This is a genomic window from Porphyrobacter sp. ULC335 (assembly GCF_025917005.1).
Lineage (GTDB): Bacteria > Pseudomonadota > Alphaproteobacteria > Sphingomonadales > Sphingomonadaceae > Erythrobacter.
This window is the reverse complement of the sequence record NZ_CP078091.1, coordinates 2904224-2922235: the sequence shown is the minus strand read 5'-3', so window position 1 is coordinate 2922235 and position 18012 is coordinate 2904224. Positions and strand designations below refer to the sequence as shown.

The window sequence follows — 18012 nt, the reverse complement described above, 5'->3', positions numbered from 1 at the left end:
AAACCTCACGGCGTCACGATGTCGAAACCGTGCGGCAGCGGATCCAGCGCGTCGACCAGCGTCTGCAAGGCGACAAGATCGCCTTCGATCGTGACACCGGGCATGGCCTGCACCGCGCTGACCGGCATCTTCACGAACAGCAGCGCCAGCACCGCACGGCGCGGGCCGCGGATGGTGACATCGGCCTCGGCTGGCAGCGCGCCGGTGCGACCGATCATCACTTCCCCGCCAACCTCCAGCGCCGCCTGTTCCTTGCGGTCGGGAATATCGATGGCGATGGTGAAATTGCGCGCGCTGGGGCGTTCGGGGGCAAAGCGGGTCGCGGCGGAATCGAGCAGCTCCTGCGTCGAAATCGCGGCGACCATGTCATTGCTCTGCGCCGCGCTGCCCTCGGCCCGTCCGCGCCTGAGGTCATTCGCCGCAGCTAGGAACTGGTTGCGCCAGATCGCGCTTTCGGCCTGATAGCCCTGTTGTTCGTAGGACTTCGCCAGCAGCCCCTTGGCGGCGGCATTCTCAGGCGCGGCAAAGACGAGGTTCTGAAGGAGGTCGGATGACCAGCGGTAATCGCCCCGCTTGAACGCGGTCTCGGCCAGTTCGAAGGTGCGCTCCTCGCCGCCCAGCGCCTCGACCAGCCGGTAAGCGCGCTCGACCGGCGGGTGGGGGTGGAGGTTTGCGGGGACAGCATCATACCAGCCGAGATAGAACTGGTAGATCGCCTTGGCGTTGTGGCTGATCGTGCCGTAATATCCGCGCGTCGACCATTCCTCGCCATTGATGCGCGGCGGCGACTTTTCGAGCGCCTCGGCGATTTCGTCCATGGTCTCGCCGCGGTTCATGCGCCGCACGGTCTGATCGTGGAGCCAACGGTAATTGTCGCGCTGTGCGGTGATCCATGCGGTGCCTTCTGCCCGGCCAAAGATCGGCCAGCAATGGCTGGAGATCACCGCATCGCTCTGCGGAGCGTAACGGATCGCGGCTTCATCGAGATAATGCGCCCAAGCCCGCGCGTCGCGCACCTTGGCGCCGCGCGGGGTCAGGATATTGTGCAGGCTGCAGGTGGCGATTTCGGCGGCGAGGAAGGTCTTTTCCGGCTGGACGAAGACGTTGAACTCCGCGGGAGCTTCGGTGCCTGATACCATCTGGAATTCGAGCCCAACGCCGTCCACCACCCGCGTCTCGCCGGTTGCGGCGATGGTGTCGGTTGGCGGGATCAGCGACAGGGTGCCTGCCGAAATCCCCTTGCCGATGCCGCTGCCCATCTGTGCGGTCACGCCGGGGGCAAGGCCGGTGCCGAACTGGTAGGAGGCACGGCGCATCATCGCGCCGCCTGCCATGACGTTTTCCGACGTCGCTTCCTCCATGAAGCCCTTGGGCGCGATCACCGGTACGCGGCCCGCCTTGACCGCCTCGGCATCGACCACGCCGCGCACGCCGCCGAAGTGGTCGCCGTGGCTGTGCGAATAGATCACTGCGCTGACCGGCCGCTCGCCCAAGGTCTGGTTGACCACATCAAGCGCTGCCTTGGCGGCTTCTGTGCTGGTCAGCGGGTCGATGATGATCCAGCCGGTCGCGCCGCGGATGATCGTCATGTTCGACACATCGAACCCGCGCACCTGCCACACGTTGGCGGTCACCTGATACAGCCCGTGATGCTTGAGATGGGTCATGTGTCGCCACAGGCTGGGGTTCACCGTCTCGGGCGCGGGGCCGGTGACGAAGGCATAGGCGTCAAGGTTCCAGACCGGCTTGCCATTGGCATCCAGAATCACCGGATCGGCGCGGGTGGCAAGGAAGCCGCGGGTAGAAAAATCCGCATCGCGCGTGCCTTCGGGCGGAAGCGCCTTCGCTGTCACGAGATGCTCGAAGCGGGTGGCCTGGGTCGCCCCGGCGGGCGCGTCCTGCGCTGATGCGCCTGCTTGCGCCGCCACAACCAGTGCGAGCGCCGCGCCTGCGCGCAATCCTGCAATATTCATTGTTGTTGTTACCCCTCTTCTCCCGCGCCTGTGATGCCCGTGCAGCGACACAGTTTCAAGCGGCAGGTTGAACAGGGACACATGTCTTCAATCATTCATATTATGGAACGTTTGCGAAGAAAGATTGAATTTTTCTGATCATCTCGGCGCGTCTAACAGGCCCCTACTTCTCCTCCCCACACCTGAAGGACCGGCGCATGGACCAGAGCAGTCAGATCACAGACAGCTTCCCGAACGCCAGTCATCGCGCGCCGCAGCTCACATTGGTGACATCGCGCTTCCGCTTGGCGCAGCCGGGTCATGCGGTGCCGGAAGACTGGCAGGCGGGGATCGACGGTTTGCTGACGTGGCTGGGGATCGACGCCGAATATGCGCCTGCCGCGCGCGGCCGCCTGCCGCGGATGGCGGAGTGGGCGCTGGCTGGCGGGCAAGGCTCGCGCCCTGCGCCGGTCTTTGCACCGTGGATCGGCTGGAGCCCGGCCGCCTTCCAGCATGGCGGCCTTCCCGGGCTGCCCGAAGCGCAATTTGTTGCCAGCTATCTGATCGAACACGCACGCGGCTGTGCGCCGGGCCAGAGCGGGATCGATGTGGTGCTGATGAGCCCGCACCCCGCCACCTGCATCGCCGAGGAAGCGGGAAGCGCCCCACTGCCGCGCGCCGCGGTGATGAAGGCGATGCTCCGCACGGCGCGGGCCGAAGGGCGCGAGCGGGTGGCGATCATCCTCCATGCCCGCCAGCGCAATGCGCTCGCCCGGCAGCTGCTGGCTGCGGGCAAGGGGCTGACCCGCGAGGGGCTGGAGCTGGATATCCTCACGATCGAGGACGCGCTTGCGCCGCTGATGTCGGGCCGCGCGCCGTGGGATGCGATCATCGCCATGCCCGATGTGCGCAGCATCATCTTCACCCTGCTGGCCGAGGCCAGCGGCGTGCGCAAGGCATGGCCGATGCTGTGGTTCGCGCAAGACCATCTCCGCCTGGTGACCAGCGAAACGCCGGGCGAGGCGATGACCCGCTCACCGCTTGATGCACCGGCGCTGATCCATGCACTGGCGCTGACCTTGCACGAAGCGGGCGCGGGCCGCGCGGCGTGGCGGTTGCATGACGCGTGGTCGCGGCTGCGCGATAGCGGCGTCACCACGACCGGTCGCGGCGGCGATGCGCCCTATGCCAAGGAAGTGCGCGATAGCGAGTTTCTCGCCCTGCTGGGGCAGGATTCCGCCGCCAGCCGCCGCCCGCAGCAGGGCTGGCGCGCATTAAAATTTGCACAAAATGCAATTGTTGGGAGCCAAGTGCCCGGCTTACGCGTTGTGTCCTGAAAATCGCTCGTTTCGTCCCGCCAGAAAGGTCGTTTCCATGCCAAGCCGCAAGATCGTTGCAAATGAATTGGCACATGTGCTGCGGCAGATTTCCCATCCGGACCGCATTCGCCTGTTGCTCAAGCTGCAAGCGGGCGAGATGACGGTGAACGATATTGGCGACGCTCTGGAAATTTCGCCGACGCGTGTGTCGCAGCATCTGGGTGTGCTGCGCGCGATCGCACTGGTCGAGACCGAGACGCACGGCCAGAAGCGCGTTTACCGCCTGGCCCAGCCCGATCTGGCGTTGTGGCTGATCGAAGGCATCGATTTTATCGCCCACCGCCTGAGCCGCGCGACCCCGGTCGATATCCAGCACGCCAAGCAGCTGTGGCAGGCCGAGGCTACCGAACCCGCTATCTGACTCCTCCGCCCGCGTCAGGCCGCGGGGCGGATCATCAGGCCGGGAATATCGGTCTTGGTCGGATCTTCCGAGCGCCGTCCGTAGCGTTCGACCAGTTCGCGCCATTCGACCACCAGCGTTCCGCCGGTGCTCTGGTGCAGCTTCTCCCAAGAAGACAGCATCTCCAGACAGGCGTGGTCGATATAATCGAGCATCTCGACATGGATGTGCACCTCTGACCCGAAGGGCGAGCTTTCGAGCGCCTGTCCAAGCTGCGGGATCGAGAAGAACGTCGCCGAACCCGTCATCCACAGATCGACGCGGTTGGTCTCGGCATCATGCTCGCGCCGGATGTCGAGGTGCGAGAAGGTGTAGACCAGCTTTAGCGTGGCAAGGCCGAAGCCGAGCACCACGCCGGTCAGAAGATCAATCGCCACCACCCCGATCAGCGTTGCGAAGTAGATCACCAGCTCCTGACGTCCGAATTCGGCGATCTTGCGGATCTGCGCGACGTTGACCAGCTTGTACCCGGTATAGACAAGGATCGCGGCCAGCACCGAGGTCGGGATTTCGTTGAGGATGAAGGGGAAGGCGGCGACCGCCAGCAGCAGCCACCCGCCGTGCAGGATTGCCGATATGCGCGTGGTTGCCCCCGCTTCGACATTGGCGGCAGAGCGGACGATCACGCCGGTCATCGGCAGCGCGCCAAGTCCGCCGCAGATCATGTTGCCGATGCCCTGCGCGCGCAGTTCCTTATCGTAATCGGTGCGCGTGCCGACGTGCATCTTGTCGACCGCCGTGGCGCACAGCAGCGTCTCTGCGCTGGCGACGAAGGCGAAGACCAGGCCGAGCGTCAGAATGTCGGGGTTGGTGATGCCGGCGAAAGCCTCGGCCGTCGGAATGTTGAGGCCGCTCGTCAGCGTCGCGGGCAGTTCCACCAGCGTGATCGGCAAGGCAAAGGCAATCGCGAAGGCGGTGCCGACCAGCACGCCAAGCAGCGGCCCCGGGATCAGCGCGAGCTTCTTGGGCTTGAACTGGTTCCACAGCACGATGGTGGCGATGGTAACGATCCCCGCCATCGCCGCGAGGTGATGCACCGAACCGTCAACCGGGAAGACCTTGATGATCGCTTCGGGAATGGCTGCGATGTTGAGCAACCCGTTGGCGCGCGGGGCATCGTCGAGCATCACGTGCAGCTGCGAGAACAGGATCAACACGCCGATCCCCGCCAGCATCCCGTGGATCACGGAAGGCGAAATCGCCCGGAACCACTGGCCCAGCCGGAACACGCCCGCCAGCAATTGCAGCGCGCCCGCAATCAACCCGACCACACCGAGCATGATGAGGCCGTGTTCCTGCACCAGCTGATAGACCAGCACCGCCATGCCTGCCGCAGGCCCGCTGACCTGCAAGGGCGATCCGGCAAGGCTGCCCACCACCAACCCGCCGACGATCCCGGTGACCAGCCCCAGCGCGGGCGGCGCGCCCGAGGCAATCGCGATGCCCATGCACAGCGGAAGGGCGACCAGAAACACCACGATAGAGGCAAGGAAATCACGCCCCATCACGGCAGGCGTCAGGCGGTCGGCAGCAGGGGCGAGCATAGCGGGGCGGCTCCGTGGGAAGGAATTGTCATGGGCAGGGAGGAGGGCGGGCCGAGGGGGCAGCCTACACTCGTGTTAGCAGGCGTGGTGCGCGATCACCGAGTTGGCGAGGTCGGCAGCGTAACGCTCTTCGACCGAAACCCAGGTGCCGGTGGCGTCGTCAAAGGCCGACACTTCGCCGGTCTTGATGTCGTAGACCCAGCCGTGCAGTTTCACCGCCTTCTGCGCCAGCGCCACGGCGACCGTCGGGTGGGTCTTGAGGTGCTGCAATTGCAGGATGACGTTCTGTTCGAGCAGCATCCGCATCTTGGCATCCGGGTCGAGCCCTGCGCCAATCGCCTCGACTATATCGACCGCGCCCTGCGAATAGCCGAGCCATTCGCGCACGTGCGGCAGGTTGGTCAACGCGGCGCGGTTCATCGCCCCCTTCATCGCGCCGCATTCAGTGTGGCCGCAGATCACGATGTTGGGGATGCGCAGCGCGCCGATCGCGAATTCGATCGAGGCGGTCATGCCGCCAGTCTGGTTGGTATGCGGGGGGACGATGTTGCCCGCGTTGCGGCAGATGAACAGTTCACCCGGATCGGTCTGGGTGAGCATCGCGGTCTCGATCCGGCTGTCCGAGCAGGTGATGAACAGCGCTTCGGGGCTCTGGCCGGTGCTGAGGCGTTCGAACAGTTCCTGCTTCTCGGGAAAGACCTCGCGCTGGAACTTGACCACGCCTTGGGCAAAACTGGGCATTCGGGGTATCCTTTCGATAGGTCTGTCAGTGAGACGAATTGGGGTCCGGCACGCTCCACAGGGCGCGCGCGGCGTCGATATGTTCGGCCTCCTCCAGCCGCTGGCGGATATCGACGAAGGGCAGCGCGTCGATGATCCAGTCGGCAAGGTGGGGGCGGGACAGGCAGTAGAAGTGGTTGCGCCCATCGCGCCGCTCTTCAACGAGCCGCTGGGCGCGGAGCAGGGCAAGGTGCTGGGAAACGCGGGTGGCGGGCAGATCGAGCGCGGCGGCAAGGCCGGTCACGTCTTTCTCGCCCAGCCGCAATTCCTCGACCAAACGCAGACGGTCGGCATGGGCGAGCAGCCGGAACAGATCGGCGAGTTCGCGCGATACGATCAGCCTGCTGGGCATGACGCTCTCCTCAAAGATGCAAACTCCTGCATATTTGCACGCTTGAAGCTATGTAACTTCGCATCATTGGTCAAGCGGGCGTGTCACCGGCAGGAATTTGCCCTTCCTCCTCAATCCTGCGGGTGACAGCTTGCGTAATGTGTGGTGTCAGGGGCGCCGCAAACCCCACAAGGACAGGGACGAGAGAGACATGAATTTCGAGCTCAGCCACGAACACGCGATGCTCAAGGAGCTGGTCGGCAAGTTCGTGCGCGATCAGCTGATGCCCTTCGAACAGACCGTTATGGCCCGCGAGAACAAGGGCGAGGGCACCTATCTCAACGCCGAGGAGACCGCCAAGGTCGATGCCGTCAGCCGCGAACTGGGCCTGTGGGGCCTGGATGCGCCCGAGGAAGTGGGAGGCATGAACCTGCCCATGGTGGCGATGGTCGGCGTCAGCGAGGAGCTCGGCAAGACGGTCGTCCCCTATTACCTCCCGCCCGATTCGCCGAACCTGCGGATGCTGATGGTTGCCGCCGATGAGCGCCAGCGCGAAGCCTATCTCGAACCCTATGTGCGCGGCGAGACGATCAGCGCGATCGGCATTTCGGAACCCGGTGCAGGCGCCGACCCGCAGGGGATGAAGACCACTGCGGTGCAGGACGGCGACGACTGGATCATCAACGGCCGCAAGATCTGGATCACCAAGGGCGCCGAGGCCGATTTCACGATCCTGATGGCGGTCACCGACAAGAACCCCAATGGCCGCAACGGCATGTCGGCCTTTCTTGTCGACCGTGACACGCCCGGCTTCAACGTGCTGCGCAAGATCCCGATGATCGATGGCACGGCGACCTATGAAATCGCGCTCGACGATTGCCGGGTGCCGGGCTGGAAGCTGCTGGGCACACGCGGTCAGGGCTTCGCGCCGATGCAGGTGCGGCTGGGCACGCGGCGGATCGAGATGGCATCATGGTCGATCGGCATGGCGCAGCGCGCGATGGAGATGATGATCGATTACGCGCCGCAGCGCACCACCTTCGGCAAGCCGCTGTCATCGCGCCAGACGGTGCAGAACTGGATCGCCGACGCCGCGACCAAGATCCACGCGATGCGGCTGATGACCTATGACTGCGCGTGGAAGATCGACGAGGGGCGTGACACCCGCAGCGAAATCTCGATGATCAAGAGCTTCTGCACCGAGAGCGCCTACGAGATCGTCGATCACGCGATGCAGCTGTTCGGCGGGATGGGGATGACGCGCGAACTGCCGCTGTACCTGATGAGCAACAAGCTGCGCACCATGCGCATCTATGATGGCCCGAGCGAGATCCACAACTGGGTCGTCGCCCGCGCGCTGCTGGGGACTTACGAATAAGCGAGACCAACCGCACAGCAAACGAGAAGGGGCGGGACAGCCGATAAGCTGTCCCGCCCCTTTTTTGTCAGTCCTCAGACCTCAGAACGAGCCGCGGATGCCGACGTAGAAGAACCGGCCGCGCACACCGATCGGACGCACCAGGCTGCCGAGGTAGGGATCGCGGTCGAAGGCGTTGTTGATACCGCCATAGAGGCTGAACTTGTCCGAGAAGTCGTAGCTGCCGAAGAAGTCGCTCACCATCGAGCTGCCGGTGTCGCGCTGCACCAGCGGCACGAAGCCGTTGTCGGGCTTGACGACGACCTTGCCGCCTTCGATCACCACGTCGACGACCTCGATGTTGTCGACACCGGGCGAAAGCTGGCTGCTTTCGAACCGCCCGCTCCAGCCGAGCGTGAAGGCGTCCTTGTTCCAGGTCACGCCGAGATTGGCGATCCATTCCGGATTGCCGAACTCGCCGAGATTGTCGTTGTCGATCGCCTGCGAGATCCGGTCCTGTTCAGCGATCAGCGGGTCGGGATTGGCCGTTCCCGGAGTTGCACTGAAGATCTGGGTGTTTTCGAGGAAGCGGGTGCCGGAGACCGCAAGGTTGATCGTGCCGAGATCGGTTCCGAACGGCACATCGAACTCGTAGGTCGCTGCGAAGTCGATCCCGCGCACTGCGAGCGAGCCCAGGTTGACGTTACCGGCGGTGAAGTTGTCGATCACCCCGGTCGTCGCGTTGCGGGTGATCTGCCGGCAGAACTGGTTGTCGGTGGTCGGCAAGTCGACGCAGGCTGCCGCAATCTGCACGCCGGTCAGCGAGCCCACCGCGCCGGTGATATCGATGTCGTAGTAGTCGGCGATCACGTTGAGACCGTCCAGAACGCCCTGCGGCTCCCAGACGAAACCGGCGGTGAAGGTGGTTGCTTCTTCTTCCTGCAAGTTCGGGTTGCCGCCGGTCGTGCCCGGACGGAATGCCGAAGCAAAGTTGGCAGGGTTGAAGCCGACCGGCACAAACTCGAGACAGTTCGCTGCGCGGAACGTGCTGCCGTTGTTGATGTTCGCCGCCGCGCAGGGGTCAGCCAGCAGGCCGATAGTCGCCGCCGTCACCGGGCCGAACAGTTCGGCAAGGTTGGGCGCACGCACCGCGACGGAATAGGTGCCGCGGAAGGTCAACGTTTCGTGCGGCTTGTAACGGCCACCCGCCGTCCAGGCGAGCGTCTTGCCGATGGTGTTGTAATCCGAATAACGGATCGCGCCGTTGATTTCGAGCAAGTCGATGAAGTTCATGTCCGCAAGCAGCGGCAGACGGACTTCGGCGAAGCCTTCCGTGACCTCGATCGAGGGATCCTGGAACCGCAAATCGGGCGAGGGCCGGACCGGCGAGCCGCTCGAGATCACCCCGCTGGTGATGCCGGGCGAATTCTGCAGCGGTGAAGGCGTGAACAGCGAGGTGTCCTTGCGCCACTCGAAGCCCGCCGCAAAGCCGATCGGACCGCCGGGCAGTTCGAAGAATTCCGCCGTATCGCCGGCAATCGAGCCGAGCAGCTGCTGCTGGGTCAGGATCGTCGAGTTGGTGATGTCGACAAAGGCGAAGTCCGCGCCTGCGCCGTTGATCGAGTTGGGCCCGAAGATGTTGATCGGCGCACAAACCCCGGTGCGCGGGGTGAAGCTGATCGCCCGGCCAGTACCGTCCGGGTTGCGCGGCGGACGCGGGAAGGGCGAAACGCCCGGCGCGGTGCCGTCAAGCTCGGAACGGCAGATGATGTCGCCGATTTGCGAGGTGTTCGGGTTGATCTGGACGTTCTGGCCGTTGCGGATCGCGGTGACGGTCCGGTTGTTCGCATTGAACGCAGCAAGGTTGCCGCTGGTCAGCGCAATCGCGTCGATCGCGTAGAAGTAGCGGTCATCCAGACGGGTGTTGCTGAACACCGATTCCACTTCGGTGCGGCCATAATTGTAGGACAGTTCCCACTTCCACCCGAGCTTCTCGAACTCGCCGCGCAGACCAGCCACGAAGCGAAGGGTAGAACGCTCGGTGTTTTCCTGCGGCAGAACGTCGATATCGAGAATGTCGCGCGAGACGCGGATATCATTGTTCAGCCCCAGACCCGCAAGCTGGTTGGCCTGGGCGCGAAGAGCCGTCGGAATGAACGGGTTGTCGAGCCGGATCGGAATATCGTCGTTGAACGGCGTACCGGTCGCATCGCGGCCCTTGGTCAGGGCGTACTTGCCTTCGAAGAAGGCCTCGATACCCGGCGTGATCTCGAAATCGGCGCCCGCCGAGAAGACCAGCTGCTCAAGCTCGGGCAGGATCAGCTCGTTGCTGTTGCCCCCGATCCCGTCACCGCCCGAAGCGTTGAACGGATCGACGAAGGTGCCCGCATTGAAGGCGCGCAGCGTGTTGCCATCGAAAACCTGTGCAATCGGAATGTTCGTGCCGGGAATGGTCGGAACCGACCCGTTCGGGTTGAGCGCGTTGATCGCATCGAAGGCGCTGGTCGGCGACGTGGGATCGAAGCGTCCGATGGCGATGATCCCGAGCGTGCTCGAAACCGGCAGTGTGACATTGGGGAAGAAAGCCTGGCTGGGTCGCTCGCCCGGAGGGAGGCCGAAATCGCCGTCCTCCAGTCCGAGCAGATCGAAGATCGCATCATTGGCAAAGCCGAGGCCGAAGATCCCTGTGCCTGCAAAGCTGCGGTCGGACGCGATCAGCGCTTCCTGCTTGCTGTAGTCGACCGAGAAGACCGCGCTGCCGCGCCCGTCCATGAACTCGCCGCCGCCTGCAAGGCTGATGCTGTAGTTTTCGGCATCGCCTTCATCGGAAATGCCGCCCTGCACGTTGAATTCAAGCCCTTCGAAATCGCGGCCCGAGCGCAGCGTGAAGTTGACGACGCCGGACACAGCGTCCGCGCCGTACACCGACGAAGCGCCGCCGGTCAGCACTTCCACGCTCTTGATGCGTCCCTGCGGGATCGCGCCGACATCGACCGCTGCCGAACCACCGGTGCCCGGCACGTGGCGGCGACCGTCTTCGAGAACCAGCGTCCGGACCGACCCGAGCTGGCGCAGGTTGAGCAGGCTGAGGCCAAGGTCGGAACTGTCTCCGGCGGCGGCTTGGTTGACCGAGTCAGCCCCCGGCAGCGAGCCCTGGAGTGCGGGAATGTTGCGCAGCTGCGTGGCAATATCCACCTGGCCGCTCAGCGCGATCGACTCGGCATCGATGACCGTGACCGGGCTGGTGGATTCGGTCGCGGCGTCGAGCGCGATGCGCGAGCCTGTAACGACGATCTGTTCGGCCTTGTCCTCGGCGGCGGGGTCGTCTTCCGCGACACTGTCCTGCGCGCTGGCCGTTGCCGGGGCAAGGCCTGCGACCAGCAGGGCCGCCGCGAGGGCGGGAAGCGATGACGACTGGAGGGTGAACTTCGAAATGCGCATGGTGTGTCCTCGCGTAGAAATGGCCGGGACAGGGGCCTGCGCCGCAGCGAGCGGTGCCGAACCTTGCCGTGTTCGCCGGATGCGCTGCCCCTGCGGAGGTCTCCCCGTCGGGCGCATCCTGTGCGGTCCTTCCTGCGCGTGGGCAGATACCTGAGCTTCGATGCCCCTGTTCGTCTGCCCCCAGACGATTGCGCGCCAGTGATCTGGCTTCACCCCATTGGTATTACGATCGGGCCAATGGGTGGTAAGTGGTCATTCGACGTAGTTGACCGGGGCAATCCGGCGTTGCCTGCCGCACTGTTACTGCAAAGACACAGGGGGATGCGCAGCCGTGTCGCGCGGGTTTGGCGCTCGCGCATTTGCGGGTTCGCGTCGTGCCATTCGCTCTGCTAGCACGCCTTGCATGAGCGAATGGATGGCTGAGGCGCGCGCCAGTATCGCGGCGGCGCGCGAATATTCGGAAATGGTGCGCGCTGCGGTGGAGCTGAGCGTCGCGCCCGGTGGGGCGGTCGATCCTGCCCTGCTGACCCGCGAGCAGCACCGCGTGCACGGCTTCGCATGGATCGCCGCCAGCATCGCTGCGCTGGAGGCGACGCTCGATTGGGCGGTGCGCGCGCAAGCGGCGGGGCGCTTCGGCGCGGCCGAGGAGCTCACCCTGCGCATCGGCTTTGGCGAATACCTCGCGCAGATCGCCTATGGCCTGCCGATGAGCGCCCACGAGGTCGTGCGCCCCTCAGCCTTCGGCACCGGGGCAGAGGCCGGCACCTTTGCTGCCCATCCGGCAGTCGCCCGGCTGCTGGCCGATGGCAACACGCCCGAAACCCGCGCCGCCTTTGCCGCGCTGCTCGCCGATGGCGTGCGTCCGGACGAGGGGCTGGGCGATGATGCGCTCGATCAGGTGCGGGACCAGATGCGCGCTTTCACAGCGTCTGCGATCACGCCCCATGCCCACCAATGGCACCTTGCCGATGCGCTGATCCCTGATGCGGTGATTGCCGAGATGGCGGCGCTCGGCGTCTTCGGCGTGTGCATTCCCGAAGAGCACGGCGGGCTCGGCCTCGGCAAGCTGGCGATGGCGGTGGTCTCGGAAGAGCTCTCGCGCGGGTGGATTTGCGCCGGAAGCCTTGGCACCCGCTCGGAAATTGCGGGCGAGTTGATCAGCGAGAACGGCACGCCGGAGCAGAAGGCGAAGTACCTGCCCCGCATCGCCGATGGTTCCTGCCTGCCGACGGCCGTGTTCACCGAACCCGATACGGGCAGCGATCTCGCCGCGGTTCGCACGCGGGGGGAGCGCCAGAGCGATGGCAGCTGGCGGGTGACGGGGGCGAAGACGTGGATCACCCACGCCGCGCGCGCTGATCTGATGACCATGCTGGTGCGTACGGAGACGGGCGTTCCGGGCTATGCGGGTCTCTCGATGCTGCTCGCCGAAAAGACGCGCGGCAGCGAGGCTGCGCCGTTCCCCGATGACGGCATCGACGGCAGCGAGATCGAAGTGCTCGGCTACCGCGGGATGAAGGAATATGCGCTCGGGCTGGATGGTTTTGCGGTTGCGGGTGAAGGGCTGCTGGGCGGGCGCGAGGGGCAGGGCTTCAAGCAGCTGATGCGCACTTTCGAAGGCGCCCGCATCCAGACCGCCGCGCGCGCGGTGGGGGTGGCGTGGAACGCCTTCGACCTCGCGCTGGATTACGCGCTGGGGCGCAAGCAGTTCGGGCAGGCGCTGACGCAGTTCCCGCGCGTGGCGGACAAGCTGGCGCTGATGGCGGCCGAAACCGTCATGGCGCGCGAGCTGACCTATGCCGCCGCCCGCGCCAAGGATTCCGCCACGCGCTGCGATATTGAGGCGGGGATGGCGAAACTGCTCGCCGCCCGCGCGGCATGGAGCGCGGCGGACAATGCGGTGCAGATCCACGGCGGCAATGGCTATGCGCTCGAATATCCGATCAGCCGGGTGCTGTGCGATGCGCGCATCCTCAACATCTTCGAAGGCGCGGCGGAGATTCAGGCGCAGGTGATCGGGCGCGGGTTGCTGACCGGGCAGGCGCGCGCTGCGGCGGCTTAAAGCAGGCGGCGATATGTGACCTGCTGTTCGCGCATCGGTTCGTGGAGCATTGCGCTCTTCAGATCGACATGGCGGGGACGATCGCCGCGCAGGCGTAGCAGCCGGTTGACCCGCCGGAGAAGATCGAACGGATCAAAGGGCTTGGACAGGAAGTCATTCGCCCCGGCATAGACGGCCTGAAGATGATCCTGCTCCCCGCTCATCGCGGTGAACATCATCACCGGCAGATCATAGAATTCGGCGGAGAGGCGCAGGCGGCGCAGCAGGGTCATGCCGGATTCGCCCGGCATCGCATGATCGAGCAGCAGCAGATCAGGCCGCTTGCGCTGCACGCAGGTCCAGGCGTCGGCGGCAGTGGTGACCCAGCCGCAAGCATGGCCTGCATCGATCAGCACTTCGCTGGTGAGTTCTGCGATCAGTTCGTCGTCGTCTGCAATCAGGATTCGCGGCATGGGAATGGTATCGCCCGGGCTGATGTTAGTTGATCGTCAATTAACCACGAAGCGTTGGGGCGCGCCTGCCGCGCCCCTTCGCAACATCCCTTATGCCGCCCCCAGACCTGCGCTTGCCCCCGCCTTGCGGCGCTGTAAGGGTTTGCAGCGATGATCAGCGATTCTCTCGGCGGCGCCTCCAGCAGCGCCCGCATCGGCCCGTTCTATGTGACACAAGGCATTCATAATCTTCGCGATTATGGTGGCTATGCGGCGGGGGGCGGTGAGCGGGTGCGCAGCGGCGTGCTGTTCCGGTCAGGCCAGCATATGGAAGCGAGCGACGATGATCTGGCGCTGATCCATGCGCTCGACATCCGCACCGTGATCGACCTGCGCGGCAATAGCGAGCGTGAGGGTTTCCCTTGCAGACGCCATGCGAACTTCGGCGCGCAAGTCATTGCCTATGATGGCGAAACGACAAACTCGCCGCCGCATGAGGGCGGGGGCGGGCCGATCGTCATGACCCCGCAAAAGGCGCGCGAACGGATGCTGGCGGTCTATACGCGGATGCCGGTCAACCCGGCGATGATCTGGGTGTTCCGTGAGTATTTCAACGCCCTCGACGCGAACGAGGGCGGCAGCCTCGTGCATTGCTTCGCCGGAAAGGATCGCACCGGCATCGCCGCAAGCCTGCTGCTCCATGTGCTGGGCGTGCATCACGATGATATCGTGGCGGAATTCCTGCTGACCAATGACGCGCCCACGCGCGAAATCCTCGAACGCCAGTCGCTCCCCCGGATGGAAGCGCACTATGGCGTGATCGAGCCCGAGGCGCTGCACAATCTGATGGGCGTTCTGCCTGAATATATCGATACTTACATCGCGGAAGTGACACGCGATCACGGCTCGCTCGACGCCTATCTTGCGACAATATTAGGTGTGGATGAGGCAAGAAAACAGCGGCTCAGAGCCAAGCTGGTGGCGTGACAATCGCGCTCCGCAGCCCCATATCGCTCTCCTGAAATTCACCCGAGGCACCCGTCATGGCGACCCACACCACCAAGATGCTCATCATCGGTTCCGGCCCGGCCGGCTATTCCGCCGCGATCTACGCCGCGCGCGCCATGCTGGAACCGATCGTCGTGCAGGGCCTCCAGCCCGGCGGCCAGCTCACCATCACCACCGATGTCGAGAACTATCCCGGCTTTCGCGACGTGGTGCAGGGCCCGTGGCTGATGGAGGAAATGCGCGCCCAGGCAGAGCATGTCGGCACGCGCATGATCTGGGACACGATCGTCTCGGTCGATCTCGAAAACGGCTCGCCCTTCCGCGCCATCGGCGACAGCGGCGATGAATACATCGCCGATTGCCTCGTCATCTGCACCGGCGCGCAGGCGAAGTGGCTGGGCGCTCCGGGCGAGATGGCGCTGGGCGGCAAGGGCGTTTCGGCCTGCGCCACCTGCGACGGGTTCTTCTACCGCGGCAAGAAAGTCGCGGTGATCGGCGGTGGCAACACTGCGGTCGAAGAGGCACTGTACCTCACCAACCATTCCGACAACGTCACCCTGATCCACCGCCGCGACAGCCTTCGCGCCGAGAAGATCCTGCAGGAGCGGCTGTTCGCCAATCCCAAGATCACCGTGCTGTGGAACAAGGGCGTCGAGAGCTTCGAGGCGGGCGAGAACGGTATGCTCCACCACCTCGCGCTGACCGATACGGTGACGGGCGAGGCATCGACGCTGGAAGTTGACGGGGCCTTCGTCGCCATCGGCCACGCGCCCGCGACCTCGCTGTTCGTCGGCAAGCTGCCGATGGACGAGAGCGGCTACCTGCTGACTGAGCCGGGTACGCCCAAGACTGTCATCCCCGGCGTCTTCGCCGCGGGCGACGTGACCGACCACGTATACCGCCAGGCGGTGACCGCGGCGGGGATGGGCTGCATGGCCGCGCTCGACGGGGAACGCTTCCTCGCCTCCCGCGCCCATGCTGTGCAGGAAGCGCAAGCGGCGGAGTAAGACCCGATCTAGTCCCCCCATCCCGGATCAAGTCCGGGATGTGAGAGACTTAAGCGCCTCAGAAAACCGCAATCCCTGCGTGCAGGATCAGCGCCATCAGTGTGAGGCTCGACAGCGCGAACAGCGCGAAGCGCACGATCACGCGGTTGACGGTCGCCTGCACGATCGAATGCAGCACCCGGAAGCCGACATAGGCCCAGGCGAGCAGGGTGTTGAACCCGTCACCCTGACCGATCACCGCCAGCACGATCGCCACTGCATAAAACAGCGTAGGAGCTTCGTGCAGGTGATTGTAATTGTCCGCTTTCCAGCTGACATTATCGGGCAGCTTGGCGCGCAGGCTGGCCCCGTCACTACCGACAAGGTTCTTGGCATCAATCCCGGCCTTGTTCATCGCGGGGATGCGGGTGGCATACATCCACACCCACATCACCATCGTCCACGCCAGCAGCGCAACGACGGGTTGAAGAATGTCCATTCCGATCATGGTCGTTTCCTTAAACTGGCAGGGCCGAGGGGTCGGCGAACAGCGTCGCCATCGCGGCGCGGATCGCCAACGTCAGTAGCGCCAGAGTCGAGACGATGAACAGCAGGAAGCGCACCGGTACCTTGTTGACGGTCGCCTGCCAGATCGAATGCACGATCCGCAGCGCGACATAGACCCACGCCAGCGTCACATCCAAAGCGCTCGCGCCCATGATCGCGAGGATCATCACTGTGGGATAGAACACCGTCGGCTGTTCCATCAGGTGCGAATAATTGTGCGCAGGCCAGTTGATGCGCGGCTCTACCGCGCCTTCAAGGTCCTGCCCCCGGCCACCGGGCCGCGCGCCGAGATCGATCCCGGCCTTCTTCAGTGCCGGCAGGCGCACGCCCGCCATCCAGAACAGCATGATTAGCGACCACACCACCAGCACGGCGGCGGGCGCAAGGATTTGCGCTTGCATCGATTGATCCCCTTCGAGTGCCTCTCAAGCGTGCAGACTGCGGGCGCGGGAATGGATTGTCAAATGCAACCTATCGCCGCTAGCATCCGGACATGCACCTTCTCCACGATCCTGCTGCACCAGCGGCCGCACCCATCGCCTTCGACGATTTTCTCAAGGTGGATATCCGCATCGGACGGATCATCCGCGTCGATCCATTCCCTGAAGCGCGCAAACCCGCTTTCAAGCTGACCATCGATTTCGGCCCCGGCGTCGGCGTGAAGCGGTCCTCCGCGCAGGTGGTTGATCTTTATGCGGCCGAAGAGTTGGAGGGGCGCAGGGTCGCCGCCGTGGTCAACTTCCCCCCGCGTCAGATCGGCAAATTCATGTCCGAAGTGCTCACGCTGGGCTTCCCCGATGCCGAAGGGCGCGTGGTGCTGTTTTCGCCCGATAGCGACGTGCCGCTGGGGGCGCGGCTGTTCTAGTTCTCAGAAGCCCTTGGTTTCGGGGAGGGGCGTGAATTCGGCATCATCCTCGGCCGGCAGCTTCATCCGGCCAAGCCGCCAGTCCTCGGCGGCCTGATCGATCCGCTCCTTGCGGCTGGAGACGAAGTTCCAGAACATGAAGCGTTCCCCCACCGGTTCGCCGCCCAGCACCATCACGGTTGCATCGCTCTGGGCGATGATCGGCACATCCGCGCCGGGATCGAGCACCGCCATCATGCCGGGGGACAGGATCTGTCCGGCCACCTCCATCGTGCCGCTGGCGACAAACACCGCGCGCTCGGAATACTCCGCCGGGAGCAGACGCCGCGTTCCCGCTGCCATCTGCCAATGCGCGTAGAATTGCGGAGAATGGATCGGGGTGCTTGCCTGCATCCCTTCGAGCGATCCGGCGATCAACCGTCCGCTCAGCCCCGGTTCGTCCCACGCGGGCAGATCATCGCCCGCAAGGTGCGCAAAGGCGGGATCGGTCTCCTCGGCTTCTGCCGGCAGGGCGACCCAGGCCTGGATGCCGTGCATCCGCGCACCGTGGGCGCGGGCATATTCGAAGCGTTCGGAATGGGTGATGCCGCTGCCCGCGACCATCCAGTTGACCTCGCCCGGATGGATTTCCTGATGCACGCCGATAGAGTCGCGGTGCGTGATCGCCCCGTCGAACAGGTAGGTGACCGTGGCGAGGCCGATATGCGGGTGGGGGCGCACGTCGAGGCTTTTGGGGATGCCGGGGGGAAGGTCGACCGGGCCGATATGGTCGAAGAAGATATAGGGCCCCACCATCCGCCGCGCGTGGAACGGCAGCACCCGCCCGACCGTGAACCCGCCGCCAAGGTCATGGGTGCGTTTGGTGATGATGCGTTCGATCATGGCAGGCACTCCGAAGCGGGGAAGTGC

The 18012-nt window shown here is 64.7% G+C and carries 16 protein-coding genes; 7 read left to right on the top strand and 9 right to left on the bottom strand.

Translation table 11 applies throughout. From position 1 onward, the window contains the following. Positions 1–5: 5 nt before the first annotated feature. On the bottom strand, positions 6–1973 hold the full coding sequence (locus KVF90_RS14030; protein WP_264392191.1) for an alkyl/aryl-sulfatase: 1968 nt from the start codon (positions 1971–1973) through the stop codon (positions 6–8). 197 nt (positions 1974–2170) lie between these two features. Between KVF90_RS14030 and KVF90_RS14025 the strand changes: the two genes are divergently transcribed. Together KVF90_RS14025 and KVF90_RS14020 are read left to right on the top strand one after the other, a co-directional pair. Next, positions 2171–3289 carry a hypothetical protein gene (locus KVF90_RS14025; RefSeq protein WP_264392190.1) on the top strand — a complete coding sequence of 373 codons (1119 nt, stop codon included), beginning with the start codon at positions 2171–2173 and terminating at the stop codon, positions 3287–3289. A 37-nt stretch (positions 3290–3326) separates the two neighbouring features. Then, positions 3327–3692 (top strand): ArsR/SmtB family transcription factor, encoded by a 366-nt coding sequence (locus KVF90_RS14020; protein WP_264392189.1) that lies wholly within the window; start codon positions 3327–3329, stop codon positions 3690–3692. A gap of 14 nt (positions 3693–3706) precedes the next feature. On the opposite strand, the gene KVF90_RS14015 is transcribed toward KVF90_RS14020, so the two are convergent. The 3 genes from KVF90_RS14015 to KVF90_RS14005 form a co-directional block, all read right to left on the bottom strand. Then, the gene (locus tag KVF90_RS14015) at positions 3707–5275 is read right to left on the bottom strand and encodes a SulP family inorganic anion transporter (RefSeq protein ID WP_264392188.1); all 1569 of its coding nucleotides are present in this window, start codon (positions 5273–5275) and stop codon (positions 3707–3709) included. 75 nt (positions 5276–5350) lie between these two features. Then, positions 5351–6016, bottom strand: coding sequence for a carbonic anhydrase (locus KVF90_RS14010; protein ID WP_264392187.1), 666 nt, complete (start codon positions 6014–6016; stop codon positions 5351–5353). Positions 6017–6041: 25 nt separating this feature from the next. Continuing rightward, positions 6042–6407 (bottom strand): ArsR/SmtB family transcription factor, encoded by a 366-nt coding sequence (locus KVF90_RS14005; protein ID WP_264392186.1) that lies wholly within the window; start codon positions 6405–6407, stop codon positions 6042–6044. Between the two features lie 190 nt (positions 6408–6597). On the opposite strand from KVF90_RS14005, the gene KVF90_RS14000 reads away from it, so the two are divergent. Further along, complete coding sequence (locus KVF90_RS14000) at positions 6598–7764, top strand: acyl-CoA dehydrogenase family protein (RefSeq protein WP_264392185.1); 1167 nt, start codon at positions 6598–6600, stop codon at positions 7762–7764. 81 nt (positions 7765–7845) lie between these two features. Here KVF90_RS14000 and KVF90_RS13995 read toward each other — a convergent pair whose 3' ends face one another. Beyond that, positions 7846–11184 (bottom strand): TonB-dependent receptor domain-containing protein, encoded by a 3339-nt coding sequence (locus KVF90_RS13995; protein ID WP_264392184.1) that lies wholly within the window; start codon positions 11182–11184, stop codon positions 7846–7848. A 403-nt stretch (positions 11185–11587) separates the two neighbouring features. Here KVF90_RS13995 and KVF90_RS13990 point away from each other — a divergent pair, with 403 nt between their 5' ends. Then, entirely contained in the window at positions 11588–13246 is a 1659-nt protein-coding gene (locus tag KVF90_RS13990; protein WP_264392183.1) for an acyl-CoA dehydrogenase family protein, read from the top strand. On the opposite strand, the gene KVF90_RS13985 is transcribed toward KVF90_RS13990, so the two are convergent. Beyond that, a complete protein-coding gene (locus tag KVF90_RS13985; RefSeq protein ID WP_264392182.1) occupies positions 13243–13698 on the bottom strand; it encodes a response regulator in 456 nt (151 codons plus the stop codon). The genes KVF90_RS13990 and KVF90_RS13985 overlap by 4 nt on opposite strands. A gap of 150 nt (positions 13699–13848) precedes the next feature. Here KVF90_RS13985 and KVF90_RS13980 point away from each other — a divergent pair, with 150 nt between their 5' ends. Both KVF90_RS13980 and trxB read left to right on the top strand, forming a co-directional pair. Then, the gene (locus KVF90_RS13980; protein WP_264392181.1) at positions 13849–14664 is read left to right on the top strand and encodes a tyrosine-protein phosphatase; all 816 of its coding nucleotides are present in this window, start codon (positions 13849–13851) and stop codon (positions 14662–14664) included. A 56-nt stretch (positions 14665–14720) separates the two neighbouring features. Then, a complete protein-coding gene (gene trxB / locus KVF90_RS13975) occupies positions 14721–15692 on the top strand; it encodes a thioredoxin-disulfide reductase (RefSeq protein WP_264392180.1) in 972 nt (323 codons plus the stop codon). 58 nt (positions 15693–15750) lie between these two features. On the opposite strand, the gene KVF90_RS13970 is transcribed toward trxB, so the two are convergent. Both KVF90_RS13970 and KVF90_RS13965 read right to left on the bottom strand, forming a co-directional pair. Further along, a complete protein-coding gene (locus KVF90_RS13970; RefSeq protein ID WP_264392179.1) occupies positions 15751–16179 on the bottom strand; it encodes an MAPEG family protein in 429 nt (142 codons plus the stop codon). Positions 16180–16189: 10 nt separating this feature from the next. Continuing rightward, positions 16190–16639, bottom strand: coding sequence for an MAPEG family protein (locus KVF90_RS13965; RefSeq protein ID WP_264392178.1), 450 nt, complete (start codon positions 16637–16639; stop codon positions 16190–16192). A gap of 92 nt (positions 16640–16731) precedes the next feature. Between KVF90_RS13965 and KVF90_RS13960 the strand changes: the two genes are divergently transcribed. Beyond that, a complete protein-coding gene (locus tag KVF90_RS13960) occupies positions 16732–17103 on the top strand; it encodes a tRNA-binding protein (RefSeq protein WP_264392177.1) in 372 nt (123 codons plus the stop codon). 3 nt (positions 17104–17106) lie between these two features. On the opposite strand, the gene KVF90_RS13955 is transcribed toward KVF90_RS13960, so the two are convergent. Next, entirely contained in the window at positions 17107–17985 is an 879-nt protein-coding gene (locus KVF90_RS13955) for a pirin family protein (protein ID WP_264392176.1), read from the bottom strand. Positions 17986–18012 lie beyond the last annotated feature (27 nt).